The 25,495-nt window shown below is 42.5% G+C and carries 30 protein-coding genes, 3 tRNA genes and 1 pseudogene; 9 read left to right on the top strand and 25 right to left on the bottom strand.

From position 1 onward, the window contains the following. Window positions 1-411: 411 nt before the first annotated feature. The 6 genes from rplL to RIM23_RS04740 all read right to left on the bottom strand — a co-directional run bounded on the left by rplL (window position 412) and on the right by RIM23_RS04740 (window position 2,059). Window positions 412-807, bottom strand: a complete 396-nt coding sequence (gene rplL / locus RIM23_RS04765; protein ID WP_446364909.1) for a 50S ribosomal protein L7/L12 — start codon at window positions 805-807, stop codon at window positions 412-414. Window positions 808-859: 52 nt separating this feature from the next. Next, a tRNA-Tyr gene (locus RIM23_RS04760) sits at window positions 860-932 on the bottom strand. Between the two features lie 92 nt (window positions 933-1,024). Further along, window positions 1,025-1,094: transfer RNA gene (locus RIM23_RS04755), tRNA-Leu, on the bottom strand. A gap of 339 nt (window positions 1,095-1,433) precedes the next feature. After that, window positions 1,434-1,501 (bottom strand) — tRNA-Leu (locus tag RIM23_RS04750). A 41-nt stretch (window positions 1,502-1,542) separates the two neighbouring features. After that, window positions 1,543-1,743, bottom strand: coding sequence for a hypothetical protein (locus tag RIM23_RS04745; protein ID WP_446364907.1), 201 nt, complete (start codon window positions 1,741-1,743; stop codon window positions 1,543-1,545). Between the two features lie 115 nt (window positions 1,744-1,858). Further along, complete coding sequence (locus tag RIM23_RS04740; RefSeq protein WP_446364905.1) at window positions 1,859-2,059, bottom strand: hypothetical protein; 201 nt, start codon at window positions 2,057-2,059, stop codon at window positions 1,859-1,861. 243 nt (window positions 2,060-2,302) lie between these two features. Here RIM23_RS04740 and RIM23_RS04735 point away from each other — a divergent pair, with 243 nt between their 5' ends. Continuing rightward, entirely contained in the window at window positions 2,303-2,470 is a 168-nt protein-coding gene (locus RIM23_RS04735; RefSeq protein WP_446364903.1) for a hypothetical protein, read from the top strand. A 266-nt stretch (window positions 2,471-2,736) separates the two neighbouring features. Here RIM23_RS04735 and RIM23_RS04730 read toward each other — a convergent pair whose 3' ends face one another. Continuing rightward, a complete protein-coding gene (locus tag RIM23_RS04730; RefSeq protein ID WP_446364901.1) occupies window positions 2,737-3,018 on the bottom strand; it encodes a hypothetical protein in 282 nt (93 codons plus the stop codon). Window positions 3,019-3,519: 501 nt separating this feature from the next. Here RIM23_RS04730 and hcp point away from each other — a divergent pair. Further along, complete coding sequence (hcp, locus tag RIM23_RS04725) at window positions 3,520-5,169, top strand: hydroxylamine reductase (protein ID WP_446364899.1); 1,650 nt, start codon at window positions 3,520-3,522, stop codon at window positions 5,167-5,169. A gap of 118 nt (window positions 5,170-5,287) precedes the next feature. Here hcp and RIM23_RS04720 read toward each other — a convergent pair whose 3' ends face one another. The 3 genes from RIM23_RS04720 to RIM23_RS04710 form a co-directional block, all read right to left on the bottom strand. Further along, window positions 5,288-6,394 carry a hypothetical protein gene (locus RIM23_RS04720; RefSeq protein ID WP_446364897.1) on the bottom strand — a complete coding sequence of 369 codons (1,107 nt, stop codon included), beginning with the start codon at window positions 6,392-6,394 and terminating at the stop codon, window positions 5,288-5,290. Window positions 6,395-6,649: 255 nt separating this feature from the next. Next, window positions 6,650-7,513, bottom strand: a complete 864-nt coding sequence (locus RIM23_RS04715; protein WP_446364895.1) for a hypothetical protein — start codon at window positions 7,511-7,513, stop codon at window positions 6,650-6,652. Further along, on the bottom strand, window positions 7,510-7,965 hold the full coding sequence (locus RIM23_RS04710) for a type II toxin-antitoxin system antitoxin SocA domain-containing protein (protein ID WP_446350520.1): 456 nt from the start codon (window positions 7,963-7,965) through the stop codon (window positions 7,510-7,512). Before RIM23_RS04710 ends, RIM23_RS04715 begins: the two co-directional genes overlap by 4 nt. A 98-nt stretch (window positions 7,966-8,063) precedes the next feature. Between RIM23_RS04710 and RIM23_RS04705 the strand changes: the two genes are divergently transcribed. Continuing rightward, entirely contained in the window at window positions 8,064-8,282 is a 219-nt protein-coding gene (locus tag RIM23_RS04705; protein ID WP_446364893.1) for a hypothetical protein, read from the top strand. A gap of 118 nt (window positions 8,283-8,400) precedes the next feature. Here RIM23_RS04705 and RIM23_RS04700 read toward each other — a convergent pair whose 3' ends face one another. The 8 genes from RIM23_RS04700 to RIM23_RS04665 form a co-directional block, all read right to left on the bottom strand. Next, entirely contained in the window at window positions 8,401-8,670 is a 270-nt protein-coding gene (locus RIM23_RS04700) for a type II toxin-antitoxin system RelE family toxin (RefSeq protein ID WP_446364891.1), read from the bottom strand. Next, the gene (locus RIM23_RS04695) at window positions 8,667-8,897 is read right to left on the bottom strand and encodes a hypothetical protein (RefSeq protein WP_446364889.1); all 231 of its coding nucleotides are present in this window, start codon (window positions 8,895-8,897) and stop codon (window positions 8,667-8,669) included. Before RIM23_RS04695 ends, RIM23_RS04700 begins: the two co-directional genes overlap by 4 nt. A gap of 68 nt (window positions 8,898-8,965) precedes the next feature. Continuing rightward, a complete protein-coding gene (locus RIM23_RS04690) occupies window positions 8,966-9,112 on the bottom strand; it encodes a hypothetical protein (protein ID WP_446364887.1) in 147 nt (48 codons plus the stop codon). Between the two features lie 13 nt (window positions 9,113-9,125). Then, on the bottom strand, window positions 9,126-9,404 hold the full coding sequence (locus RIM23_RS04685) for a BrnA antitoxin family protein (RefSeq protein ID WP_446364886.1): 279 nt from the start codon (window positions 9,402-9,404) through the stop codon (window positions 9,126-9,128). Further along, on the bottom strand, window positions 9,367-9,645 hold the full coding sequence (locus RIM23_RS04680; protein ID WP_446364884.1) for a BrnT family toxin: 279 nt from the start codon (window positions 9,643-9,645) through the stop codon (window positions 9,367-9,369). The genes RIM23_RS04685 and RIM23_RS04680 overlap by 38 nt, the downstream gene beginning before the upstream one ends. Before the next feature lie 53 nt (window positions 9,646-9,698). Then, window positions 9,699-9,929, bottom strand: a complete 231-nt coding sequence (locus RIM23_RS04675) for a hypothetical protein (RefSeq protein ID WP_446355510.1) — start codon at window positions 9,927-9,929, stop codon at window positions 9,699-9,701. 157 nt (window positions 9,930-10,086) lie between these two features. Continuing rightward, window positions 10,087-10,485: an HVO_A0114 family putative DNA-binding protein gene (locus RIM23_RS04670; protein WP_446355508.1), complete on the bottom strand. Its 399-nt coding sequence runs from the start codon at window positions 10,483-10,485 to the stop codon at window positions 10,087-10,089. Between the two features lie 12 nt (window positions 10,486-10,497). After that, window positions 10,498-10,854, bottom strand: a complete 357-nt coding sequence (locus RIM23_RS04665) for a toxin-antitoxin system TumE family protein (RefSeq protein WP_446364882.1) — start codon at window positions 10,852-10,854, stop codon at window positions 10,498-10,500. A gap of 53 nt (window positions 10,855-10,907) precedes the next feature. Here RIM23_RS04665 and RIM23_RS04660 point away from each other — a divergent pair, with 53 nt between their 5' ends. Then, window positions 10,908-11,030: a hypothetical protein gene (locus RIM23_RS04660; RefSeq protein WP_446364880.1), complete on the top strand. Its 123-nt coding sequence runs from the start codon at window positions 10,908-10,910 to the stop codon at window positions 11,028-11,030. Between the two features lie 88 nt (window positions 11,031-11,118). Here the strand turns inward: RIM23_RS04660 and RIM23_RS04655 are convergent, their stop codons facing one another. Beyond that, a complete protein-coding gene (locus tag RIM23_RS04655; protein WP_446364878.1) occupies window positions 11,119-12,354 on the bottom strand; it encodes a hypothetical protein in 1,236 nt (411 codons plus the stop codon). Window positions 12,355-12,520: 166 nt separating this feature from the next. Here RIM23_RS04655 and RIM23_RS04650 point away from each other — a divergent pair, with 166 nt between their 5' ends. The 5 genes from RIM23_RS04650 to RIM23_RS04630 all read left to right on the top strand — a co-directional run bounded on the left by RIM23_RS04650 (window position 12,521) and on the right by RIM23_RS04630 (window position 21,199). Beyond that, window positions 12,521-15,250 (top strand): tetratricopeptide repeat protein, encoded by a 2,730-nt coding sequence (locus RIM23_RS04650; protein ID WP_446364876.1) that lies wholly within the window; start codon window positions 12,521-12,523, stop codon window positions 15,248-15,250. A gap of 118 nt (window positions 15,251-15,368) precedes the next feature. Next, window positions 15,369-17,876, top strand: a complete 2,508-nt coding sequence (gene amt / locus RIM23_RS04645) for an ammonium transporter (RefSeq protein WP_446364874.1) — start codon at window positions 15,369-15,371, stop codon at window positions 17,874-17,876. Window positions 17,877-18,061: 185 nt separating this feature from the next. Next, window positions 18,062-19,927 carry a SpoIIE family protein phosphatase gene (locus RIM23_RS04640; protein WP_446364872.1) on the top strand — a complete coding sequence of 622 codons (1,866 nt, stop codon included), beginning with the start codon at window positions 18,062-18,064 and terminating at the stop codon, window positions 19,925-19,927. A 94-nt stretch (window positions 19,928-20,021) separates the two neighbouring features. After that, a complete protein-coding gene (locus tag RIM23_RS04635; protein ID WP_446364870.1) occupies window positions 20,022-20,603 on the top strand; it encodes a slr1658 superfamily regulator in 582 nt (193 codons plus the stop codon). 251 nt (window positions 20,604-20,854) lie between these two features. After that, window positions 20,855-21,199 carry a slr1659 superfamily regulator gene (locus RIM23_RS04630; RefSeq protein ID WP_446355492.1) on the top strand — a complete coding sequence of 115 codons (345 nt, stop codon included), beginning with the start codon at window positions 20,855-20,857 and terminating at the stop codon, window positions 21,197-21,199. Between the two features lie 450 nt (window positions 21,200-21,649). On the opposite strand, the gene RIM23_RS04625 is transcribed toward RIM23_RS04630, so the two are convergent. The 6 genes and pseudogenes from RIM23_RS04625 to RIM23_RS04600 form a co-directional block, all read right to left on the bottom strand. Further along, entirely contained in the window at window positions 21,650-22,630 is a 981-nt protein-coding gene (locus RIM23_RS04625; RefSeq protein ID WP_446364868.1) for an aldo/keto reductase, read from the bottom strand. Window positions 22,631-22,734: 104 nt separating this feature from the next. Further along, window positions 22,735-23,280, bottom strand: a complete 546-nt coding sequence (locus RIM23_RS04620) for an EF-hand domain-containing protein (RefSeq protein ID WP_446364866.1) — start codon at window positions 23,278-23,280, stop codon at window positions 22,735-22,737. Window positions 23,281-23,371: 91 nt separating this feature from the next. Continuing rightward, window positions 23,372-23,845, bottom strand: a complete 474-nt coding sequence (locus tag RIM23_RS04615) for a hypothetical protein (protein WP_446364864.1) — start codon at window positions 23,843-23,845, stop codon at window positions 23,372-23,374. Between the two features lie 170 nt (window positions 23,846-24,015). Then, a complete protein-coding gene (locus tag RIM23_RS04610; protein ID WP_446364863.1) occupies window positions 24,016-24,675 on the bottom strand; it encodes a nitroreductase family protein in 660 nt (219 codons plus the stop codon). A gap of 95 nt (window positions 24,676-24,770) precedes the next feature. After that, on the bottom strand, window positions 24,771-25,286 hold the full coding sequence (locus RIM23_RS04605; protein WP_446364861.1) for a hypothetical protein: 516 nt from the start codon (window positions 25,284-25,286) through the stop codon (window positions 24,771-24,773). 84 nt (window positions 25,287-25,370) lie between these two features. After that, window positions 25,371-25,495: pseudogene (locus tag RIM23_RS04600) on the bottom strand (RNA-guided endonuclease InsQ/TnpB family protein); the annotation flags it as partial.

The following is a 25,495-nucleotide window of genomic DNA, read 5'->3' as shown; positions in this document are numbered from 1 at the left end:
AACGCTACAGCCGATGTCGCACGCTTTGACTAAAAATAGTGCCGCACAAGTTCAGAAAGCTATTTATAGCAGTAGACACATCGATTAGGACAAACGAACTGTTGTTCCAGACGCTTCAAAAGCGCGTCTCTACCATAAGATGCGTCCTAACCGCTATGGCGATTGCTATAGTTTACCGTGACAGGGTAAGGATGTAAGCTTTCCCGGTTAGGGCGCGGCGACAACTGCCATTTATTTTTGTAAAGATGGGATTGAGTAAAGGGCGACCCCATCGTCTGTAGGGGCGGGTTTTACCGATAACATGCTCTTCAAAACTGGTAACTTTTGTAAAAGAGTCCTGTTTCTGGAGTTTTTAGTCAGATCTAGGAATGTCCAAGATTTATTGATGCGATCGCGCATACTCAAAATCTCCTACTGAACAGAAACCCCAGCCCCAGCAAGTTCTAACTGTTGCTTAATTTCTTCAGCGGTTTCTGGCGTAATCGCTTCCTTCACCACTTGTGGTGCTGACTCAACAAAATCCTTTGCTTCCTTTAACCCCAATCCCATTAGCGTCCGTACCACTTTGAGAATCGCAATTTTCTTCTGTGCCGGAACATGATCTAAAATCACATTAACTTCAGTAGGTGCGGGTGGTATGCAGATGCATGAGAATTCATCGACTGGAGAAACTACGCTGTTATAGAACATGGTTTTTGGGGAAGCATCGACGCCAAATGTGACTTCAATTTGCTTAACCAGTTCAGAGGCTTCCAGCAGGGTTAATGATTTAAGTTGTTCTAGAATTTCAAACGTTTTGACTGACATCGACGTTTCCCCCGTAATGTTCAAGCTAACGCGCAAGTCAAAAAAGCTGTTGTTTCATACACGGGAATCGAACCCGCAACACACCGATTTACCGTCGATTGCTCTACCAGTGAGCTAGTATGTAAGCTTTTTCAGTTGGGGCGCGTTAGCGGTCTTTATTTCTTTGGGCAAAATTGAATGGATGAATCAATTCGCGCAAGTTTAAAAAGCCGTTATTCATACGCAGGATTTGAACCTGCATAATCTTGAGCTTAAATCAAGCGCCTTTTCCATTTGGCTAGTATGTAAGCTTTTTGGATCAGGGCGCGAAGTGGATTTTAACAGTTGCAAATAAGAGATATCCCGCGCAAGTTAGTAAAGCCATATTACTTGGCGCTCTATCCATTTGAGCTATAGCTGCATTGAGTGCAGCTAGTAGGACTTGAACCGACAACCTCCCGCTTCGTAGGCGGAACAGTATGTAAGCTTCACAGGTAAGGGCGCGGGATATTAAATGCTGAATTTTAGATTTTGGATTGAAGGGAATGGGTAAACTTACCGTTATCTGTACTCATCCAAAATCTGAGGGAATTGATGCGTGCGATCGCGCAAGTCAAAGAAGCTTTTTTTTTTACCTCTCCAAGAGGCGGAGAGGGTAGGAATTGAACCTACTATCTGAGGTTAAGTCAGACGTTACCAGTTTGTAGGCTTCTCCAGTTGGGGCGCGAATTCCGATCATTGCTGATGCTGTCTTATTTAACCGTAAACGGCTTCTGGACGGATAATTAGGTCGCCGCTGGGACGCCAATCTACAACATAAGCAGTTAAGCGATCGCGTCCGACATCAAAATACTGAGCAATGCGTTCCTTGACAGAATTATCCTTCATCCCAACTTCGACACCAAGCTGATTTTCTGGAATATCATAGGAACGACCTTCAAAGCGAATGTGAACCATGCTGGCACCTCCTAAAAATTGATTCGATTGGTGTTTATCAATCTATCTCAGGAGCAAACGCACTCATTTTTCTCAAACTACCAGCATTGATCTTGATTCACAACACTGATATTTTTTAGAGTAAGAAACGCCGCTCTAAAGAATAGACCGTTTGGCTGTGACGGATTTTATCACTCATTTGATTTTGACTGATATAATTGGAGGCTAAACGCTCTTTTTCCGTCATAGATGGGTCTAAATTACGCTGATTGGGTTTAGTATCCCACTCTAAAGGAGTGAGAACCTGACGAACCAGCGGGGTATACAGGAGTAACATAATGAACCGATTTCGATTTCAAAACATCCTGATTGACGTTCGTGAAGATTTCCGACGTTTTATTCAATTTTCAAGGTTCAGACCGGGTTTTTGAGGTAGAGAGTTTTGCCTCTCATCTCTCTGTCATATATTTATGTTACATAAATACTACACATTTGTCAATAGACTGGACAAAATTTTTTTTCGGGGAGTTCCTGGTGCACAGGGGTGGAGGAGATAGGGAAGCCGGTAGAGACGTAAGGCGTGGAACGTCTGGAACACATTGGTCGGGCGGTGGAACGTCTGGAACACATTAGGTTTAGTCACTTATGGGTAAAGCTAGAAACGATAAGAGTAAAACCCTCCCCTACACCTGACTTTCACGGTATGTGGAGAAACGCGAGTATTGATTATGTAGGGGCGGGTTTCTAGACCATCTTTTTGGTTACACCCAGATGTGACTAAACCCGCCCCGACTCAGGTTTCTAGACTTGCCGTGAAAAGTTAGCCCCTACACAGGTACTACGCCAGACTAGCGAAGCGAAGAGTTTTCCCCAATCAACAAATGACGAATGACGAGCCTCATCGTTAACTGTCAGCCGACTGCTGACAACTCTTTCACCAAGCTAATATGAGTCTTTACGGTACTAAAGCCAACAGATTCATAAAGCCGCAGCGCCCCCGACAAGTTTTTCGCATCAACGCCCAGTTTGGCTATCTCCATACCAGCCCCCTTGAGTTGTTGCATCCCAGCCAATAACATGGCTCTTCCTAACCCGTTCTTTATCGATAGAGGGGTCATCAAAGGATTGCTTGAGTTCCGTAACGGATGTGCCTTCTTCAAGCTGATCAACGGTTTCACAGGTATTGATCAGATGTGCGATCGCGTCTAAGTCTGTTTTACCCCCATAAGGGCGCATGGTTAGAGTTGTCATAAAATTAAGCAGATGAGTGAGTTGCTGCAATTTGTGCAACTCCATAAGTAATTTACTACATGTATACTACAACTTCGAGCAGAAATAGCACTTCATCCTGTCGATTCACCCAATCGGGTGAACTCGTCGCCCAATTTGAAGGGGGTTTCTGTCCCCCAATAAATTGGCTACTAATCAACTTGTACGTTAAGGATTGATTAAATCTTGAGGATGTACAATAGTGATGTTCTGTGTGACTGTAAAATCCTTGGGATTAAACCTCTTATGGTAACGCAATTGGACTCATTGAAGCTAGACTCTGGAGAGATATTAAACCTTGGCTAAACAGTTGACAACTTAAAGTTCTACCTAAAGATAGAGGTTGATTTGAGCCATTAGCCTTGTATTTGTAGGGGCACCATCCTTGCGCCCAAAAAACTGGCATGAAACTGTAAAACTTCTTTACAAACTGCCGGAAATTACAAAAATTGACTTAAGTCAAAGCGTTATCTGCCAAAAATTTCCTAGAGTAGGGATAGAGAGACTGAATATAGGAAAAAGTAACTCATGTTTTGCGAACAATGTGAACAAACCGCCAGTGGTAATGGCTGTCATCAATGGGGCGCATGTGGCAAAAGCCCCCAACTTAACGCCGTTCAAGATTTATTAGTCTACTGCTTGCGCGGACTTGCGCCAGTGGTGATTAAAGCCCGTCAGTTAGGCATTTCTACTCACGATGAGGATGTCTTCACCTGCGAATCCTTATTCGCCACGATGACGAATGTCAATTTTGACCGGAAACGCTTTACTCAGTATGTCCGTGACTGTATCGAGAAGCGAGATAATTTAAAAGCTAAAGTCAAAGAAGTTAGTCCCGAACCCGTTAAATGGACAAGAGTGTCTGGGTATCATCCTGACTTTAATGAGAGTTTAGTCGAACAGGGTCAGGATTTAGCATTAGGCTTCATTAGTGAATCGGCGCGTGATGTTGATATATTCTCTCTAAAACTCACGGTTCTCTATGGGATTAAGGGTGCTGCTTCCTACACTTTTCATGCTCAAGAATTGGGACAAGAAGATGAGCAGGTGTATCACTTCATTCAAGAAGCCTTAGATGCCCTAAATCATCAAGATTTAACCTTGGATGATTGGGTAAATTTAGCCTTAAAGGTGGGAGAAATTAACCTGCGGGCGATGGAATTATTGGATGCGGGACATACCAATACCTACGGACATCCTACGCCAACACCTGTTCCCCTCAATCCCCGAAAAGGCAAAGCTCTCCTGGTTTCGGGACATGATATCAGACAACTGGAAGCTATCCTGAAACAGACGGCTGATAAAGGGATTACGGTTTACACCCACGGCGAACTTTTACCCGCTCACGGTTATCCCTTACTCAAACAGAACTATCCCCATCTGTACGGGCATTATGGAACAGCTTGGCAGAATCAAACCAAAGAATTTGCTAAGTTTCCTGGGGCGATTATTGTCACTACCAATTGTTTGATGCCGCCCCATGACACCTATGATGAGAAACTGTTTACCATTGGTCCTGTTGGGTTTGCCGGCATCAACTATATTCCACCGGAGGAGGGTAACATCCCCGACTTTAGCCCAGCGATTCAAAAATCCCTAGATATGCCTGGGTTTGTGGAAGAGCAACCCCCGCGTCAGGTGATGGCAGGATTTGCCCGGAATGCGGTGTTAAATGTTGCGGATCAAGTGATTGATGGGGTTAAACAAGGTAAGATTCGTCACTTCTTCTTAGTTGGTGGCTGTGATGGCGCGAAACCAGAGCGCAATTATTACACTGAATTTGTGGAAAAAGTACCGGAAGATTGTATCGTTCTAACTTTAGCTTGTGGTAAGTTCCGTTTCTTTGACAAACAATTGGGAGAAATTGGTTCTCTGCCTCGGTTGATGGATGTGGGACAATGTAATGATGCGTATTCCGCGATTCAAATTGCTTTGGGTTTAGCGAAGGCGTTTGATATGGATGTGAATCAATTACCTCTGTCGATGATTCTGTCTTGGTATGAACAGAAGGCGGTTGCTGTGTTGTTGACGCTGCTGTATCTGGGAATTAAGGATATTCGTTTAGGTCCCACGTTACCCGCGTTTATTTCTCCGAATGTTTTCAAATTGTTATCGGAGAAGTATCAGTTGAAGGCGATTACGACACCGGATGAGGATTTAGCGGCTTGTTTGGGTTGAGTTAGTTAAGTGAGGGGGTGTGGCTTTTGTCGCGCCCCTTTTGCCTAGTTTTTGGGTTTTGTGGTGTTAATTTAAAGTGGAGGGTTACCAATGGCAGGAGTTAACATATATAGAGGAATTATGCTAAGGTACGCATTTCGATAATATCTTCTTTGGTAAATACAGGAGTTTTCGGTTTTATAGGAGAATACTTAATGAGGTCTGTTGCTAGCTTAGTAAGATTTGCATTAGCCAAGCAGCAATACTCTAAAGCATCTGTTGCAAGTTTGCTCTCCTCAGCATCTTTTTGTAGTGCTGCCAACCATTCATCAAAACTGGAAACGTAAATACCTTTAGAGCGCTTTTCAGAAATATTACCAGGATTAGCTGGTAATGGAAGTGCAATAGATGGGAGACATTTATCATCACCAAGGTGGCTAAGTTTCTGAACTAAAAATGATCTAGTACTTGCTTGTGCAAGTGGAACAGAATGTACAACTAAATCTCTGTACTCACCTAGCTTTGCTAGCCAGCCATCTTCTGAGTCTGGATCTGTTGCTTCATACAAAATTTTAGCAAAAGCGTCATACTCATGTTCTTTTTTCAGAATTTTTTTCCTTAGAGCACCCATCGTAGATACTTGTTCATTCCCATACTTTTGATGAAACACATAAAGTCGCATAAACTCAGCTAGATAGTCTCTTAGAGAACAAGACTCAACTAAAAAAGAATGTACAGCTAGATAAATATTAAATGAATTTAAGGTCTTAATTTCTTTGCCAGCTTCAAATTTTTGAAGTTTGCATAAACTATAAAGCTCTATATGGTAGCTTTCTGACAAGTGCCGTAACCGCACTTCACATGCCTCTAGCTGAAAACTAATTCTTCCGGCAAGATCTGCAAGGCAGTAATTCTGCTCAGTGTAAGCGTGAAAACTTATGTTGCTCCAAGATCTAACTGAATCATGCAGTGGATTATTGTTACTTATGATTCGACTGAACGAATACCACTCAGGAGGCCAAATTTCTTCAATTTCTTCAGGGCTTGAGTAGAAATCAATACCTACTAGTACTAGCCCTAAGTTCCTAAGTACCTTGATAAAAGAATCATGACTAGGAATGTTAAAGATTGCGACTTTGTTATGGATTATATTTGGAAAAATTATAACTTCTGAACCAGGATTGTTAATGGCTCTCAAACCTCCTAGCAAGTGAGCTTCACGAACTACATTTTTACAGGTATTCACAGCTATTACCAAACTTGTGACAGTCATATTATAGCAACCCTAAATAGGATGTGGTCAGTGAAAAGCCTGCTCTGAGCTTTGTTTGGTACTATTAGGTTGCTGCATTAATGTCCTCCTCAGCTCTAAAGTCAAGCACGATAGGAAATTTAGCGTTCACGATACTTACTCATTAGTCGTTGTTTTACCTCATTCCATGTATTCGTCTGTGCAGTATCGTGCGAGGAAACGCGATCGCGAACAATGTTAAGATCCCACTTAGGAACAAGCATCCGATAACTTTTGATAAATCTTATTGTATACTGAATTGATTATTTTTTCTTTGTTTAAAGACATTAATAGGTTTTCATTAAAATCTATAATAGAGATATTAGAACCTTCTAATTGCAGGAGTTTAGATATAAGTTTATTGTCCCTAGATTCATCTAAAATCGTAGCTTCTTCATTAAGTTCTTTTGGCAGGGATGGCTTAGATGAACTTCCAGATGAAAGTTCTTTTAAAGAAATATAAACTAATTTACACTCTATACTATATATTTTTTCAACCATCCATTTTCGGAAAACAGCTTTCTTAAAGTGCCATGTATAACTTTCATCAATGTTGTCAACTTTCTTGTCAAATCCTCTTGTTGACTCAACAAGGATATACTTATCTTCGTTTGTGCAAGCAAAAACATCAAACTCATGAGTATCTCTACCCAGTTCAGTTATATAAGTATTAGGAAATATCAATTTGCAAGGTTTGATACTTCCCAGACAAACACAAATTAGTGCATTAAAAGCATTTTCATAATCAGCGTCATCTTCTTTTGTTATTAGGATTGTCAAAATCTCTAATGCTTCACTTGATATGTCTTCAAGTATATATCCAATATTATTACCTTTCAAAATTATTTGTTGAGTTTCTTTGGACAATAAAATATTGCTTATATCTGGCGTTGAATATTGTAAAAATATGATTGTAAAAATTTCATAAAATACATCAATTTTATTGATTTCAATTTTGTATGCAGAGTCAATTTTAACTAAATCAATTACACCTGTATTGATTAAATTGTCAATTAACCTGTCAAACTCAGTATTTCTATGAACCGTAAAAGGAAAGTGTTCTTTGGCATTCATAATTTAACTTCTTCACCAAATTGAGTATTCTCAAATTCTTTTGTACTGTACGCTAACTCTAATAATTTTCCCCGTTCTAGCTCTACTAATTGAGAAGTATATTTACTTATCTCATTTTTTTCATTCTGACTTAACTCACCCAAATAAGGTGTATCTTTCAATGTAAATGTATAGTAAGTGTTACCATTGACGCTGGTTTTTTTGCCAACTTCTACATAGCCCAAATTATCCAGTAAATTTATTGCTTCTTCTATATCATCTGAATAAGGTCCGTAGTAATAACTTTTATAAGTTGCTGTACTAAAATGTTTATTTCCTTTTCTGGATTGTATTATATCTAGCAAATAAACTATTTTTACAAGTTTAGTTTTTGAATAGGCATAACCTCCCATTAACCGTAAAACAAGAGAAATAATTTCAGCTATTCTTTTTGTATTTGACTGATTTTTCATTTTTACTATTTCCTTGTAAAAAGGTTATGTAAATATTTGTTAAACCACGTCCGCTTAGGGGTATAGCAAACTTGTATTTAATTTTATCGTACTTCTTAGTGATTTGCGTTCATTATACTTGCTCATTAGTCGTTGCTTTACCTCATTCCACGTATTTTTTGTGTGGCATCCTGCGAGGAAACGCGATCGCGTACAATTTCAAGATGCCATTCACCGAACAGGTATCTGCTCAGGTACAGCAATTATTAGCTCCCAAAGTTGCTGAACGTAATCAATTTGCTGCTCTTTGCTTAACTGCTCGAATCCAGGTGGAATAGCTAAAGGCTGAGAGATAGATATGGGTGACACGAAAAACTTGCTAGTCACCACCATAATAGCTTGGCAGACCGTCTACGGTGCGATGGGGCAAGTTCCAGCATCTGAGACGCGATCGCACTACAACCTTTGAAGCAGCTCATCATACTCTGCATGGCTACCAATCCAAAACCAGTAAATATGGTCTTTCTCCAGTAAACCTAAAACTCGGTAGTTCAATCCAATACGAGCTGAGTAGATTGGTTGACGTTGACTAACCCGTTTAAACTGAAGGCTGTTGTGATAAGGATCAGATCGCCAGAGGGCGTATGCTTTACTAGCCTGTTCCCGAACTGATTCTGGTAGCTGACCTAGCTGCTTGCGAAATGCTTTTGTTATACTCGATTTCATGTCTTAGGCGGGAAAACCTGATCAAGTGGAGTGATATCGCCAGCCGCAATTTCCTGACGAACCATTTGGGCTAGCTTATCCCATTGATCGTTGGTCGTGGATTCAAAACGAATTTTCCACGCCCGTTCATCTTCTAATTCTGCTAAAAGACGAGTCGCGATCGCATCTTGCTCTTCTTCTGGCAATTTCTCAAGCTGTGCAATAACGCGCTGAAGTAATTCAGTCATCTTTCCTAACTGTAGATAGTCCTCTACAAAGCATCATAGCAGTATGCTGTAAACGTCTGGTTAAAATGCTAGCGACTGTGGCGCGATCGCACTTGCTTGTGTCCGGTATACCAACTTAACTTGAATGGCACAATCAGATGAGGCTGGTGGGCAATGCCCACCCTACGGTATATCAAGGGTTCCGGCGATTCCAAAATGCAAATTTTCAGTACCATTCAACTTAACTTGTTAGGCTAAGTTTTTGTCGCCATTGCTTTCAATGTAACGACGTAGAACAGTATTAATGACTGTCTTGTATTCTTTATCTTGGGCTTTGAACCAAGCTATTACATCTGGATCTATCTGAATCAGATAGCGTGCTTTATCTGCTGGAATTCGCAGTGTCGCGCCCTCAAAGAATTCATCTGTCAACGGTGGGATGTCAGAATAATCAATATCTTCATCAGACATTGATTCGAGTGCTTCCCAATTAGTCCGTGAGGTATTGTTCAAATCGTTTTCGTTCATATCGATTTGCCTTTCGTGCTGAGATAATCCGGATTACATCACCCTGTCGTTCTGTCCAAACGACAACTGCTACACCGTTACCGAGAAAACCGATACCGAACCACCGATCCTCCCCATAATCAAAACGGTCATCTAGCTCAATCAGCATTGGACTTTCAAAAATTGCAGGAACGTCTGCGAAGTCAATTTGATGTTTACGAATGTTTTCGATATTCTTGGCTTCGTCCCATTCAAACTGCATGAAAATTTAATGAGCGCTAATTAAGCTATTTTACTACTATGTTATACTCGATTTCATGTCTTAGGCGGGAAAACCTGATCAAGTGGAGTGATATCGCCAGCCGCAATTTCCTGACGAACCATTTGGGCTAGCTTATCCCATTGCTCGTTGGTCGTGGATTCAAAACGAATTTTCCACGCCCGTTCATCTTCTAATTCTGCTAAAAGACGAGTAGCGATCGCATCTTGCTCTTCTTCTGGCAATTTCTCAAGCTGTGCAATAACGCGCTGAAGTAATTCAGTCATCTTTCTTAACTGTAGATAGTCCTCTACAAAGCATCATAGCAGTACGCTGTAAGCGTCTGGTTGAAATGCTAACGGCTGTGGCGCGATCGCGAAAGTGATACAGATGAAGTAGATGTTGGGTTTCCTCGCCTTTTCCCAACCTAAGACGATGAGCGAACTAAACCATTGCAGAATCAGCAAGATGAGAAAGGTTATTCTCCAGGCTGAACTCAACTTGGAAATCTGTAGCTTTAACCTTGGGAATAACTTTGCCTTTATCTTTCACTAGCTCAACTATTCCATATCTTTCTAAAGTTTTTAGTGTTCTAGACAGGTTAGACTTCTTCCGATGGGTTAGCTCTTCAAGCTCTGAAATAGAACGTGGCTCGTGGTTAATGATTATTCTCAGCAAGTCTTGATTTTCATTACTCAAGACTTGGGCTAGCGACTTCATCGATTCAAACCACACTTTCGGTTCATCTTTTTGGGGCTTATATTCTCCTTTGGCAATCGCTATAGTTCTTTTGATGTAATATTCTCTAGAGATAATCCCTATTTTCATAACCTTATTTTCCATGAAAATTACCTCTTATTTTGGAATAATAATGCGCTTCACATCAGTCCAAAAATCTTCTAAGAGCTGACCAGCACTTTCAAACTCATAAGCTTCTACAACATTTCGTTTGTGTTTGTGATCCCAGACAGTTCGATTAGCCGTGTATTTATTCCCTTTACGCTTTATGCCATGTGCATTATCGTATCCGATAATTCTTTCATTTCTACTGTTATGTAAAGTTAAACTATATTTGATGCCATGGGGTATATGTTCATTTGGAGCCACCTTCCGAGCTTCAAATTTCGTCCAATAGCCGTTTTCCATGGGGAAGATTTCCCCATCTAGGTCAAGTAACGTTTCAAGTCCGTAGTCCCTATCTTCTTGGCTCAAAATATACCTGTCTTTCTATTCCGTCTAGACAGTTATCATCAGATCATAACCTTATGATGTCTCCTTTGTCAATCAACCTCTATGAAGGGGAAACGCTGCAAGTTCGTGCTACAGTGCGATTGGGCAAGTTTCAGCATCTGAGACGCGATCGCACTGGCTTGTGTCCGGTATATTAACTTAACTTAAATGGTACGCTCAGATGAGGCTAAATTTTACGCGATCGCGAGTGCTTATGACGAAGACAGCGTAACAACGAATCTACTATTAATTGGAATCTTGAGACTGTCCACATTGTTTACAATACGGTAAATACTTATAAGTCATCCCGTGACAATTATGACATTCAATGTATTGATAAAAACCACAGTGGGGACAGTAAGCATCATGGGTCGGAATTTTATTAGCACACCGGATACATCGTGATTTTTGAACTCGACTAGCTGCTTGTACTTTGGGATTAAAGACAATTTTTTGGAAAAACTTGATAATGCCAAACCCAATCAGAGGAATTAGTAAGATATAAGCATAACTGACCAGAAAAAGCAGTCCGCCTAAAAGGGTACTAATGATATCAACGAGAAATTGAACGATTGCACCAAATTGCAGAAACTCAAAGATCTTAAAGATGAGTGGCACAAAAAAGACGACTGACAAATGCCAGCTAATTAGGGCAATAAGTCCATATCCTTTTCGTTGAGCAAAATTATAAACTGATAAGGAAAGGAAAATCAGTGGCAACAGGAAAAGCGCTTGAAAGCTGAATTGGATGCTCGGATACCAAAAGGATGCCCCCTGGTAGGCGTTTTCAATGGACTGAAATGTTCCGTCATCCTTAAGGAAATTGATAAAAACTAAACTTTCTGGTTTTGCCGTCAGTTGATTTTTAAGCTGAGCAATTTCCTGTTTAAGCCTAGCAATATTGCGGTTATTTTGTTCAAGTTGCTGTTTGGCTTGCTCTGCACCCACTCTATTAATGGACTGATCACGAGACTGACCTGCTATTTTTTCCAATAAAGTTGAGTCATATTGCTCACGAATACTGCGATTCGTTTGTTCAAGCTGACTTATTTGTTCTTGTTTCTGATCAATAGCCGCTATAATTTGCTGGTTTTCTGGATTATTGAGTTTATCTTTATAACTGCCGTACTCTAGGCAGGTTGGAGAAACAGTACCTAGATGTCCTACCGCTGCTTGTTGATAGGTTTGCTGAAAATTAGATTGATAGTTTCTTGCAGAAATAACTGAAGACTGGATAATCTCATAATCTTTATCTGAAGTTGTTTGGGTTTGGTAATTTTTCCACTCAGAATAACAGGGATAAGCCGAGGAAGGGCTAATATACCATTGACTAATATCATTCAGTCCGGTAAAAACATTGACTAAAATAAAAATATCAATCAAAATAATGACAATCAAACTTATCTTGTTCAGAGGTTCATCGTTGATTGTCCTTGATCTTCTAAAAAACCGATTCAACAGACGGCGTATTTGGGTAAGCATAGTGTTTTTTCCTAATTTTCGGTATTTGATGATTGGTTAGCTGTGTACATGGGATACAAAATCTACCCTTCCTCTCCAGACACAAATTTGCCGGATTCCCAGTCAACCTCAGTACAACGACAAAATTTATATCTGGAGCAGTCTGCGGTTAAGGAGTTATAAGGTTATGAAACGATGGATTGTGCTGATAATAGTCGGTTGTTTGGGTAGCGTAACAGCGTTGGAAATGGCTTTAGCTAATCCATCGCTAGATAAGAGAAACGAGAATCACCTCTACACTCTCACTCAAAACTCAACCCTTAAACTTGATCAGGTTTGGGAGTTGATTGAAAACGCTCGTGCTTCAGCTAAGGTAAATCAGCCAGATCAGGCTACCCGATTCTTATCACAAGCCTTTGAACTGGCGCAAACCCTAGAGGAACAAACTATCCGCAACCCGCTTTTGGTTAAGATTATCGCCGAGTATAGCAAAATTGGCGCTTACCCAGACGCGATCGCACGACTCTCAACAATTAGTTACGATACACCTCTACCAGACAATCAAGGCTATTCTGTCAGGATGCAAGGGGAGGTGTTGCTGACTCAAGCCTATATCAATGAGCAAAACTACTCACAAGCGTTGGACTATGCTCAAAACTTAGAACTTGATGCGGCTAAATATCGAGCATTGGTAGAAATTATAACCGGATATGCCCGTCAAGGACAATTTGCACAGGCAATTCCTCTTAGCCAAACTATGGAAGCAGATAGCTATCAGCAATACCTGGCTCAATCTGCTATTTTAGCGGCTTATGTCCAGCGCCATCAATACGAATCAGCGTTAGGATTTGTTCAGGGAATACCTAATAGTGAAAATCAAGATAGCATCGCGCGATCGCTAGCTGAGGCGGCGTGGCGTTCCGGACGCTATGATATTGCTTTAGAAAGTGGTCAAATCATTACTAATCTCTCCCTAAAAGTCACAATCTTAAGAAATTTAGCCCAAGCGCTGGTAGCCGTGGGACAACAGGAACAAGCCGCGTCAATCGTTTCCCAAGCCTTTGAAATGAGTAAAAAAAGCGAGGAGTTTTTAGTATTTGATTGGGTGAAAGATTTTCTGGCAACTGGACAGCAAAACCAAGTTAATACAATTCTGAACAATTTAACGGGAGCCAACGATTACCCAACCGCATACAATCGTTTTTTGCTGGCGAATGCTTATCTGAATCAGGGACAGTTTAGTGAGGCGTTTAAATATGCAAAACTGATTCCAGATCGGATTTTATTACCCCTCGCCGAATATAAAGATCCTAAGGTTGAGCTATTTGACTCGATTATTCAGCAAGCACTAGAAGCTGGGCAATATGACTTTGCTCAGGAGGTTGCCCTGACCCTAACCCATAAGGAAGACCAGGTAAAAACGTTACAAACAATTGCTGGTCATGGGACAAAAACGGGTCAAACTAATCAAGCGGTTTCCTTACTCAATCAAGCGCTTTCTATTGCTAAAACGATTGAATCAATTTCTGTGGTTCCAGAACGGAGTCTATTTTGGACGGAACCGAATGCTAGTCTTCTCATCCCTATTGCCGATGATTATATCGCCTTAGAACAAAAGCAAGCTGCCCGTGAAACTCTGGAATTAGCCACACAATCGGTGCAAAATTTTGAAACACAATATGCTTTTGATATACCCGTTTGGACAAAAAGTCAAGCCCTGCGCCAGATTGCGGCAAGGTATAGAGAACTAGGGAATCCGGAGCAAGCCGCCGATCTTCTCGCGATCGCACTCGCAGAGGTACCCAGCCTAACCAGTAATCGTGACATCATCCAGGAATCCTTAGCCATTGCCACAGCTTATGCCGAATTAGGAAATCCTCAGCCCGGACTTGAGATTATTGAGAAGACTCTGCCCTTACTGGAAACAGTCGAACAGAAATATGAAAAACTATCCCTGTTAATGAAAATTGCCAATCAATTGATTCAGTGGGGAAATACAGCCAAAGGAGTTGAACTGTTAAATACGGCAAGTTCTGCCATTGGGACATTGGAAAGCGATGCTGAAAAAATTTCATTAATGATCTCCAAAATTGGAGTTGATCTGAACCTGGGAGAAGATGTTGATCCGTTAACTCGTCAAACCTTAGAGATGATTCAGGGGTTGAGTTCCGAGTATGAACAGTCCAATCATTTGACCAATTTAGCCGCCGTCTTGGTTCAGGATAAATCCCAAAACCTGGTGTTCAAGATGATTGAAAAGATTCCGAATCAACTAGATAAAACCCGCATGTTCTTAACTTTGGCTCAAATATCTGCGGCACGAGGTAATCTATCTATCGCCTCCGAGCAACTCAGCCAAGCTTTGACGGTTGCGAATACCATTCGGGATGAACAACAACGAGATGAGTTACTGGCGAATGCAGCAGCATCTCTGGCAAATTTGAATGAATTGCATCAAATTTATCAGGATGAACCCTGGCGCTATAATTTGGCGACAGATATTGCCAAGGCAATTACCAATTCCGAGACGAAAGCGACATTTTTAATTCAACTTGCCCTTAAGTCTGCTAATGTCGGTGATAGTTTAGCTGCCAGAAAAACCGTAACGGCAGCGCTGGAAGTGGCTAAGAAAATTGAGCAGCCTCTACAATGGCAAACTCAACTTTGGCAAACCATTGATGTAGCATTAAACCAGAAACGGTATGATTTTGTCGAACAAGTGGCGAATGGATTAACGGATGCAACCTATAAAACCAGCCTACTGCGGCAACTGGCTCAACACTACGCGATCGCAGATAATCAGCCCAAAGCCCTAGAAACCTTATCCCAAGCCAGACAGATAGCCTCTACCATTGAGAACGAACAGACTAAACAACAAGCCCTAGCCGGGATTATCCAGCAACAAGAGGGATGGTAGGGGCACCATCCTTGCGCCCAGAAAATAGCTGTACCTATCCTCAAGTTTCTGGAATTAGACCTGGCATATCTGTAAGGATGATATATATTTATATGCCAAAAACAAGGGGCAGATATAAGTGATTGATATTCTGTGGCTCCTCGTCTGTTCTGGCTTGGTATTCCTGATGCAACCCGGCTTTATGTGCCTGGAGTCAGGGCTGACGCGCTCGAAAAATAGTATCAATGTTGCCATCAAAAACTTAGCTGACTTGGGCATATCTATCGCCTTATTTTGGGCGTTCGGATATGCCTTTATGTTTGGCACTTCAGTGCTGGGGTGGATTGGCTCAACTGATTTCTTCGTTCACGTTGAAGCCACACCCCGGCTGGCGGCGTTCTTTTTGTTCCAAGCCATGTTTTGCAGCACAGCCACCACCATTGTCTCAGGGGCGGTGGCAGAACGGATGAAGTTTAGAGCTTACCTAATCTTAGCGGCTTTAGTTTCCGGTCTGATTTATCCCCTGTTTGGACATTGGGCGTGGAATGGGATTGATTTAGCTCAATCAGTCGGTTGGTTAGAAGGGTTAGGCTTTGTCGATTTTGCGGGTTCTACAGTCGTACATAGTCTCGGTGGCTGGGTATCCCTCGCCAGTCTGATGATTATCGGCTCACGCACCGGGCGATTTCCGGCTCATCTACCCCCGCGAAAAATCCACGGTTCTAATTTACCCCTTTCGGTTTTAGGTGCCATGCTATTGTGGATTGGCTGGTTGGGGTTCAATGGGGGCAGCACATTGAGCTTAAATGAGCAAGTTCCTAGCATTATCGTGCATACTGTGCTAGCGGGTACTGCGGGAATGATGGCAGCCGGAATGGTTAGTTGGTATCGGTGTCAACTTCCGGAAGTCGAATCCCTAATCAATGGTTCTTTAGCGGGACTCGTCTCGATTACCGCCTCTTGTCATGTCGTCACTTCTCCCGCATCGGTGATTATTGGGGCGGTTGGGGGCGTTATTGCTATCTGGATGTCGAATTGCTTGGAACGGTGGCGCATTGATGATGCGGTAGATGCTATACCCGTGCATCTGGGTGGAGGGATTTGGGGAACATTAGCGGTGGCGTTGTTTGGTCAACCCGAATTAGTGAATACGGGGTTGAGTCCAGTGCTTCAACTTGGTGTGCAGGTGCTTGGAATTGTCAGTTGTGGGATTTGGGCATTTAGCATAACTTATCTCCTATTATTCATCACTAATCGTTTTTTGCCAATGCGGGTGAGTGTTGAGGCGGAACAGATTGGTTTAAATGTGTCCGAACATCGCGCCAAAACTGAAATTTATGACCTGTTTCAGGTAATGGAAGCCCAAGCCCAGACCCAAGATTTAAGTTTACGAGTTCCGGTCGAACCCTTTACCCAAGTCGGTCAAATTGCCCAGCGCTATAACCAGGTAATGGATGCGTTAGAAGAGGCTTTAACGCGCACTGATGCCATTGTGAGAACGGCAATGGATGCGATTATTACCTTCACCAAACCTGAACTCAAAATTGTTACCGCTAATCCGAGTGCGAAAGAGATCTTTGGGTATTCCATCAACGAATTCATCAGTATGGATATTCATCAGCTATTGGATTGGTCAACACCCGTAGCCGATGATACAGATATAGGAATGGAACGGTTATTAAAAGTTGGCAGACATGAGATTATTGGGTGTCGGGTAGATGGTTCTCGCTTTCCCCTAGAAGCAACAGTTGTGGAAGCGAAATCGGGTCAATATTGTTTTTATACCGGTACATTTCGTGACATCTCCGAACGCAAACAAGCCCAAGCCGATTTGTTTCGGGCAAATCAGGAAATTACCACGCTTAATGAACGTCTCAAGGCAGAAAATCTGCGATTGAGTGCTGAACTTGAGATTACCCGTCGCCTGCAACAGATGCTGCTTCCCAAAGAGGCAGAATTGAATCAAATTACTGACTTAGAGATTTCTGGTTTTATGGAACCTGCGGCGGAAGTGGGCGGAGATTATTACGATATCTTACCGTATCGCGATCGCGTCAAAATTAGTATTGGTGATGTAACCGGACATGGCTTAGAAAGCGGGGTATTAAGCTTAATGGTACAAACCGCCGTCCGAACGCTATTGGAAAGTAACCAAACTGACCCTAAGCAATTTTTAGATATACTTAATCGCACGATTTATCAAAACATCCAGCGGATGAACTCCGACAAAAACCTGACTCTAGCTTTGGTGGATTATGAAAAAGGCATCCTCAATTTGAGCGGACAACATGAAGAGATGATTGTCGTGCGGATTGGAGGTCATATAGAGCGAATTGATACCATTGATTTAGGATTTCCCATTGGTTTAGATGCTGATATTGCTGATTTCGTGGCACATATTCAAGTCCAGTTAAATCCTGGAGATACTGTTGTCCTCTACACCGATGGGATTCCCGAAGCAGAAAATGCCCAAGGTGTACAATATGGCATTGAACGCCTGTGTCAGATTCTCAGTCAGAATTGGCAACGATCTGCTGTCGAAATTCGGCAAGCCGTTATTGATGACCTACGGCAGCATATTGAAGCACAACAACTCTGCGATGATATCACCTTACTTGTCATTAAACAAAGAAAATTTTTCATGTAGGGGCGGGTTTCACTATTATCATTTCTTACCTTACCCAGATGAAACTAAACCCACCCCGACTAAGTGAGATCTCCTCGTTCCCAGGCTCCGCCTGGGAATGCTATTCCGGAGGCTCTGCCTCCCCTAACAGGCTAATACCTATTTATTGCCTATTACCTGTTCCCTGTTAAGCAGTTCCCTAACCAATGACAAATAACCGATGGCTTGCGTTTCGTTCTCCCCTAAAAAATCGTGTTTTCCCTTATTTTGCCGCCTCATTAACGGTAGTCATTCTGCTAACCGTAGTTTGGAGCTTTGAACGAGCCGAACGCCAACGGTTTTCGGAACAACAACGTTCGGATGTCCTCAATCAACTGAGTGCAGCTAGAGCCCGCTTAGAAGCCGCCTTAAACCAGCGACTTTTTCTCACACGGGGGCTAATCGCTTATGTGTCCACGATTAACCCGGACATTAACCAAAACGAATTTGAGCGTCTCTCCAGCGTCCTGATCGAAGATCAACAGGGAATTGAATTCTTAGCCCTATATAAAGATAACATCGTCAGTCATATCTATCCATTAGCAGGCAATGAAGCCGCGATTGGGTTTAACCCGATGAATATTCCTGAAGAACGAGACGCCATTGAGAGAGCCATTCAAAATCGACAAACCGTTTTTGCCGGTCCGTTGAAGTTAGAACCCAAAGGGAATTGGGGATTTATTAGTCGAACTCCCATATTTCTCACCCCCCTAAATAAACCACCCCAAAGTGGTCGCTATTGGGGTCTAGTGGGTATTGGTTTTGACCAAAATACTCTATTTAAAGAAGCCGGATTACTCAATCAGTCCACTCAACTCCAGTATGCAATTCGTGGCAAAGATGGATTGGGTGAAACGGGAGAATTATTTTTCGGCGATGGGAGTATTTTTCAACAAAATCCCGTCCGTTTAGAGGTAACGTTGCCTAACGGCTCATGGCAATTAGCGGCGATTCCCGCTAACAGATGGTCATCAACGGCACCTATTTCCAAATGGTTGTGGATAGGGGGCGGATTATCAGCACTATTAGCTGGGGTGTTAGTTTACATATTAGTCAGTGAGCCAGTGCGACTGAAAAAAGCGGTACAACGAGGGACTATCGCATTGCGCCGGAGTCAAAAAGAACTCCAAAAAGTGAATGAAGAATTAGAAACGAGAGTAGAAGAACGCACGGCTCAATTGGCTCAAGCAAATCAGGAAATTACCCTGCTCAATAGTCGCTTGAAAGCAGAAAATCTGCGGTTGAGTGCTGAGGTTGAAGTGACACGTCGCCTGCAACAGATGATGTTACCTAAAGAGGAGGAACTGAACCAGATTGCTGAATTAGAAATTGCTGGCTTTATGGAACCCGCAACTGAAGTCGGTGGTGACTATTATGATGTTATACAAAACAATGGTCATGTGACAATTGGCATTGGTGATGTCACGGGACATGGGTTAGAAAGTGGCGTCTTAATGATTATGGTACAAACCGCTGTGAGAACCTTGTTGTCAGGAGCTAAAACGGATTATAAGCAATTTTTAAGTGTCCTCAATCGGACAATTTATCATAACATCCAGCGAATGAAATCTGAGAAAAATCTCACCCTCTCTCTCCTAGACTATCACCAAGATAAACTGCGCTTGAGTGGACAACATGAAGAGATGATAGTCGTGCGTTCTGGTGGTAGAATTGAGCGGATTGATACCATCGATTTAGGCTTTCCCGTGGGTTTAGTCGCCGATATTAGCGATTTTGTCGCCGATGCGGAAATCCAGTTAAATCCAACAGATGTGGTGGTTCTCTACACCGATGGAATTCCCGAAGCCGAAAATGCCCAAGGTGTACAATATGGCATTGAACGCCTGTGTCAGATTCTCAGTGACAATTGGCGACAGTCAGCCTGTGAAATTCGCCAAGCCGTCATTGAGGATGTGCGGCGACATATTGGGTCACAAAAGGTTTATGATGATATAACGCTATTAGTGATTAAACCCAAACCATCTTTACTGCGCGATCGCTCCGGCATCGCACCAATTAAACAGGATGGTTAGGGAATAGGGAACTGGGAAAAAGGTTACGGCTGACTTTGACAAGTTATTATTGTTTTCTTTGGCACTCCTCAAACAGACTACCGACAAACGCGATATGACTCAGATCTTTGGAGATTTCAATGAGCAGCTACCTCCCAGTGAGGAATACCTGATTATCCAATTTTCACCCAGTTCGATTCCGTTAAAGCATCGCTGGCGGAATAATGGATTATCCGCCGATTTCATGGCTGACTATGTGGTAACATTTTTTCCGACCAACCAAGAGGATACAGATGCTACAGCTCAACAATTGGAAATTAAGAGTGCCGTGAGTTACATTGCCAATGAGCTGTTAGAGAACGCCATGAAGTTTAACGATGATACCTCACCGCAACCCATTAGCATTGCCCTACACCTGTATAGCAACAGCTTAGTCTTCTTAACAAAAAATACGGTTCCTCCCCAAATCCTGGGTGATTTTCAGGCGTATCTCCTGCAATTGACGACATCAGACCCCCAAGAGTTGTATATTCATCAGTTAGAACAAAATGCGGCAGAGGAAACCAACACGGCTTCTCGCTTAGGATTTTTAACCATGATCAATGACTACATGGCAACCCTCGGCTGGAAGTTTGAAACCCTGGCAAAGACACCACCTGTTACTACCGTCACCACAATGGTGCGATTGATGGTATAGTATTCCTTTGTCCATAATAGAGAAAACAAAGATAGATTTAAAAAGTTAAAAGTTAAAGAATAAGATTAAAATGCCCTATATTTTAGAGCTGACGGTTCGTTGTTTTGAATCACGCTATTAACATCTGCGATAATTTATTTGAAGCCATTGGCAAACAGAAGGTCAATTTTAATTTCCCGAAAAGTCTATAACTAATTTTATGGATTTGGTAAGTTTTTAAGAAAGTCATAATTTTGTCAAGGATGGGAAAAATGGAAGTTAAAAGCGACACGTATAGTGTGTTTTATGATACAGAAAAATCGACCGTTTATTGGAAAGGTTCCCTGCGGCTAAGTGGCTCTGAAGAATATGCGCCGATTATCGATTTACTCGATCAAGCCATAGAGAGTCAGCCCTCTATCCTGACGCTAAACTTACGAGATCTGCAATTTCTCAACAGTTCGGGAATTAGTATGTTGTCGAAATTTGCGATTAAAGTTCGGCAGAAAAAGACGATTAAAATGATAGTGCAAGGCTCTCAGAATATTCCGTGGCAAGGTAAGTCATTAAAAAACTTACAGCGGCTAATGCCAAGTTTGACTCTAGAAGTCGAGTAGTGTATAGGGAAATGATAAAATAACATCCCTTAATCAGGGCGCACATCGTCAGTCCTTGGTGTCAACTTAAGTCACAACCCTTACCCATTCTCGTTTCCAGCCTAATTGCTGGAAATGCTCCTTAAGCGGCTCCAGCCGCTTGTCAAAGGAGGCGGAGCCTCAACAGAGGCATTCCCAGGCATAGCCTGGGAACGAGAGTGTGCCTGGAAGCCTGCTCACTAACTGATTTGGCTTAAGTTGACACGGATGGTTGTCGGTGCGCCCCTACGGTGCGATCGCGCGAATTGATACCCAGTTGCATTCTATAGCAACCGCCATAGCGGTTAGGACACATCATTTATGTAGAGACGCGCTTTTGAAGCGTCTCTACAATGGTGACGAAAGTCCTAATCAATGTGTCTACTGCTATAACAGTCAAAATTTACCCTCTTCCCCAATCACCAATAGAAGTTATCGGGTTTGAAAGATATTTTGAACCATCGCCTTATCTAAACTTGCCGCCACTTGATCCAATTCAGTAATCTCGCCCAAACTCAACTGCCATCCCAGCGCACCAATATTCTCCTGTGCCTGTTTCATCGTCTTAGCGCCAGGGATCGGAATTGTGCCTTTACAAATACACCAATTAATCGCCACTTGCGCCATAGTTTTCTCTCTGGAGGACGCTATTTCTCGTAAACAAGCCAAAAGCGGCTGGATTCCTGGTAATAACTGCTTAAATAACAAACGGCGTAATCCTTTAGGAAAGGAACCTTTCTCTGAATACTTTCCCGTCAGCAGTCCTAAAGCAAGAGGACTATAGGCAATGAGTTGAATTCCTAGTTGATCACAAACATATTTGATACCCAATTCGGTGACGGGATAGGTAGATAAAAGTGAATACTGAACTTGTAGCGTAGCAATCGGAACATCTCGCTTTTTAAACTTGGGATAAATTTCTTTAAGTCGTAGTGGTCCATAATTAGAGAGTCCAACTCCCTTAACCAGTCCCTTTTCGTAGAGATCAGCCAAACCATCCAAAAGCCGTTCTTCCTGCCACGGTGCATAATTGGCAGTAGACCAATGCATCTGTGCCAAATCGACATTTCGTCCCAATCGTCGCCCAGAGGCTTGACAGGCTGATACCATTGAGCCGCGTGTCAATCGCCAGGGATAGGCGGCTAGCTTGGTAGCAATGCAAATATTCTCTTGGTTGATACCGGAATAGTCCCTAGAGAATCGTCCCAGAAGTTGCTCACTGCGTCCATTCAGTCTGCCTGTTCCATAAGAATCACCCGTATCAAATAAGGTGACGCCGTTACTCACACACAGATTAAAAACAGCTTGCAACTCATCGTCCATGCTTTCATCGTATCCCCAGAGTAGTCGGTTTCCCCACGCCCAAGTTCCACAGCCCATGGTAGGAAGGGAAAGTTTTTGGCTAGTCTGCATAGTCCTTGACAGTAAATATGATAAAGTTTACCGAAGTCGGCGATTTATCTCCAAACTGATTCCTACTGGAGTTTAGACTAGGTTTTGGATTTCAGACCTCTAAATCAATAAGGTCCAAACATTTCGTTAGCTAGCGCTTCCGGATTGTCGCTGTAGAAAAAGTCACGAATCAGTTGCAAGACTTCCTCTTTACTTAAAAAACCATCCTGATTGGTATCTAATTTAGGAAATACTCGTGGAGCGTAAACAGGCGACACATTGTAAACACTTAAAAGCCCTGCCCACTCCGCTTGGCTCATTTTCCCATCCTCATCTCCATCAAACACCTCAAAAACCAATTCCATGAAAAAATGGATATTGTGCAGGTATTTTTTCTCGTCACTCAAAATGATATCATAATAGACCAACCATTCTGCCAAGCTCACTTTTTTGTTGTGGGTTGTATCGGCATCTCGTTTCAATTCTTCCCAGTTACGATTACAATTATTCAGTAAAAGCTGATACCTAGGAGAGCGCGAACCCCAGTGTCTTAACGCAGCTAATTTTTTTATAATATTTTCAAAATCTTGATAAGCTAAAGCGCCATCAAATTTAGCATCGTGCATACTGAAAAATTTAGTCAGTTTGCGCGTTTGTAGTTCAGTCAGCATAAGTTTCCCCTGTGAGAGTAGAGACATTATAGGCAATGTCTCTACAATATCATTTCCCCACGTCATAGAGACTTATGGGTAGTCTGAACCGTTAATAATCGATGCGACCTTGAGCCACCACGTCAAACGTTCCTGAATTGAGCTCCTGAGTCACCGTAAAGTCGGCGCTACCTTGTGCTTGATCGAAACGTCTAGTCCCACCGACAAACAGAAATGTCCCCGTAGCGATTCCCGTCGTGGTGTCTAATACACTATCCTTGATTTCAGCCTGGAGTTCATCACCATTCGCTCCGATGAACTTGGTATCTCCACTCGCTAGGATGATATCGGGGTTACTCTGATCCGGCGTGAAGATCAAGTTTCCAGTTTGAGTCCATTTTCCTAAGTGGGTTGCTGTACCCGAAGCATTAAGGACGCCATGGGTCAACTGTCCGTTATCATCAGTCATTACCTCTAATGTGCCTGTTCCCGTCAAATCGAAGGGACGTTCTACCGCGATCGCGGGATGCATTCCCAGACATACAGCAAAAACTACCCCGAAAATGAATTGAAACACACGAGTCATCGTTGTTGTTCTCCTTTTTGTTAAAGAAAATAGTGATGGAAATCCGCCAACTTGCTACCAGTCCATAAATTCGTTAGAAAATTGGGGATTGGGAAATATGAAAGAAAAGACGGATAAATTATCACCATTTTCTTTATCTTTTTATCTCCCTTGCTCCTGTCTTCCTTAGCTTATGACTCGCCAAAAGTTTCCTGATAAAAAACCTGATCAATATCAAAACGTCCCCCGTATTGTTTAAACGGTTCAGCCGCATATCCCATCGCCAACAAACAGCAAACATCCACATCCGCCGGAATATTAAACGCTTCTTTCACTTGCGCGGTGGCAAATCCTTCCATGGGACAGGTATCGACGCCAAAACTTTTTGCCACAATCATTAAATGCGCCACAGCTAACATAGTATGGCGATTTGTCCAGGCTTCTAGGGAGTCAAACGAAGGTTTATTTTCAAATAACTGAGGAATCGCCGATCGCATCATATCAGCATAGGCGTCATTGGCTGCACCTGTGGCTTGTCCCAGTTGAATTACGGACTCAATATACTCCTTTTGGTTGATGCGGCGATCGCCACAACAAATTAGCACCACGGGAGCTTCTCCCACCTGACGCTGATTGAAAGCGCAAGCTTTGAGTTTTTCCCGATTAGCCGATTCCCGCACTACCACAAACCGCCAAGGTTGCAGATTGTAACCCGAGGGCGATCGCACGCCTAAACGAAAGATTTCTGTTAGAATAGCCTCTGGAATCGCATCTGAACGAAAAGAACGCGCCGCACGACGCTGTTCAATGGCAGCTTGTACATTCAGGGTGGGTTGCAAATCGTTGGTCATTCGGTTTTTCGGATAACGACAAATTAAAATAAGGTGGCTATTTAAACCACCTTATCCTACCACAAAGGCTAATGCTAAACCTAATTCAATTCAGCTTAGGCTAAAACAAAGTCCACTTCTTCAGCGCCAGAGGTTTCACCTTGTCCTGATGTAATTTGTTCTCCATTTACATCAACACAGAAGGGGCTATTTCCCAGGTTAACATTATAATCCGTATTGTCTGCCGTATACCCTACACTAGCAATCATTTTTCGCCCTTCATCGGTATAAGCAAATGCCAACATTTGGTTTTTATCTTTCTGATTGTCGTAAGCCCAAATTACCATATATTGTTGTCCCTGATACTCGAAAACTTTAGGTGGACGAGTGGGGGTATAACGACCTGCATCACCAAAGCTAGCATCAAGAAAACTTTGTACCGAATCCGTGGCGACTGTCGCATAAGCTACCTCTTGTGCAGAAGTGGGTTCGGCTTCTTCTTGACTTTCATCAACCACTTCTTCTTGATCTCGGTTGCGTAAATAATCAACCGCGAGTTTCGTTCCAATACCACCAACCGCAGCCACACCCGTACCGATGAGAATATTGCGAAGCAGATTATTCTTATTCATTATTTCTCCTCAACCTTTGACTTAATTTACGTCACGTCAATACTATCATTAACACTACACAGTGATAATTTGACACTCCCCGCCCTATAAGAGCGGGGATTCTTCCGTCCTCTGGATTCCAGTGAATTTACCCTCAGAAAGCATCTTGACCGTGTGTCCCACGGCTGCAAGTCCACGAATACAGACTACTTGAGCGGCTGCAACGTCTC

This window comes from Coleofasciculus sp. G3-WIS-01 (assembly GCF_040223135.1).
Lineage (GTDB): Bacteria > Cyanobacteriota > Cyanobacteriia > Cyanobacteriales > Coleofasciculaceae > Coleofasciculus.
Note: the sequence above shows the minus strand (reverse complement) of the source record. Positions and strands in the feature narration are given on the sequence as shown.

Bases quoted from the DNA above. Each gene is read 5' to 3' on its own strand.
- RIM23_RS04640 (WP_446364872.1), top strand. From the start codon at position 18,062: ATGACAAATAACCGATGGCTTGCGTTTCGTTCTCCCCTAAAAAATCGT.
- RIM23_RS04670 (WP_446355508.1), bottom strand. From the start codon at position 10,485: ATGGAAAATAAGGTTATGAAAATAGGGATTATCTCTAGAGAATATTAC.
- RIM23_RS04700 (WP_446364891.1), bottom strand. From the start codon at position 8,670: ATGAAATCGAGTATAACAAAAGCATTTCGCAAGCAGCTAGGTCAGCTA.
- RIM23_RS04615 (WP_446364864.1), bottom strand. From the start codon at position 23,845: ATGACTCGTGTGTTTCAATTCATTTTCGGGGTAGTTTTTGCTGTATGT.
- RIM23_RS04650 (WP_446364876.1), top strand. From the start codon at position 12,521: ATGAAACGATGGATTGTGCTGATAATAGTCGGTTGTTTGGGTAGCGTA.
- hcp (WP_446364899.1), top strand. From the start codon at position 3,520: ATGTTTTGCGAACAATGTGAACAAACCGCCAGTGGTAATGGCTGTCAT.
- RIM23_RS04710 (WP_446350520.1), bottom strand. From the start codon at position 7,965: ATGAAAAATCAGTCAAATACAAAAAGAATAGCTGAAATTATTTCTCTT.
- RIM23_RS04695 (WP_446364889.1), bottom strand. From the start codon at position 8,897: ATGACTGAATTACTTCAGCGCGTTATTGCACAGCTTGAGAAATTGCCA.
- RIM23_RS04620 (WP_446364866.1), bottom strand. From the start codon at position 23,280: ATGCTGACTGAACTACAAACGCGCAAACTGACTAAATTTTTCAGTATG.
- RIM23_RS04730 (WP_446364901.1), bottom strand. From the start codon at position 3,018: ATGGAGTTGCACAAATTGCAGCAACTCACTCATCTGCTTAATTTTATG.
- RIM23_RS04740 (WP_446364905.1), bottom strand. From the start codon at position 2,059: ATGTTACTCCTGTATACCCCGCTGGTTCGTCAGGTTCTCACTCCTTTA.
- rplL (WP_446364909.1), bottom strand. From the start codon at position 807: ATGTCAGTCAAAACGTTTGAAATTCTAGAACAACTTAAATCATTAACC.
- RIM23_RS04605 (WP_446364861.1), bottom strand. From the start codon at position 25,286: ATGAATAAGAATAATCTGCTTCGCAATATTCTCATCGGTACGGGTGTG.
- RIM23_RS04715 (WP_446364895.1), bottom strand. From the start codon at position 7,513: ATGAATGCCAAAGAACACTTTCCTTTTACGGTTCATAGAAATACTGAG.
- RIM23_RS04630 (WP_446355492.1), top strand. From the start codon at position 20,855: ATGGAAGTTAAAAGCGACACGTATAGTGTGTTTTATGATACAGAAAAA.
- RIM23_RS04625 (WP_446364868.1), bottom strand. From the start codon at position 22,630: ATGCAGACTAGCCAAAAACTTTCCCTTCCTACCATGGGCTGTGGAACT.
- RIM23_RS04690 (WP_446364887.1), bottom strand. From the start codon at position 9,112: ATGGTACTGAAAATTTGCATTTTGGAATCGCCGGAACCCTTGATATAC.
- RIM23_RS04680 (WP_446364884.1), bottom strand. From the start codon at position 9,645: ATGCAGTTTGAATGGGACGAAGCCAAGAATATCGAAAACATTCGTAAA.
- RIM23_RS04610 (WP_446364863.1), bottom strand. From the start codon at position 24,675: ATGACCAACGATTTGCAACCCACCCTGAATGTACAAGCTGCCATTGAA.
- RIM23_RS04660 (WP_446364880.1), top strand. From the start codon at position 10,908: ATGATGTCTCCTTTGTCAATCAACCTCTATGAAGGGGAAACGCTGCAA.
- RIM23_RS04635 (WP_446364870.1), top strand. From the start codon at position 20,022: ATGACTCAGATCTTTGGAGATTTCAATGAGCAGCTACCTCCCAGTGAG.
- RIM23_RS04655 (WP_446364878.1), bottom strand. From the start codon at position 12,354: ATGCTTACCCAAATACGCCGTCTGTTGAATCGGTTTTTTAGAAGATCA.
- RIM23_RS04685 (WP_446364886.1), bottom strand. From the start codon at position 9,404: ATGAACGAAAACGATTTGAACAATACCTCACGGACTAATTGGGAAGCA.
- RIM23_RS04745 (WP_446364907.1), bottom strand. From the start codon at position 1,743: ATGGTTCACATTCGCTTTGAAGGTCGTTCCTATGATATTCCAGAAAAT.
- RIM23_RS04675 (WP_446355510.1), bottom strand. From the start codon at position 9,929: ATGACTGAATTACTTCAGCGCGTTATTGCACAGCTTGAGAAATTGCCA.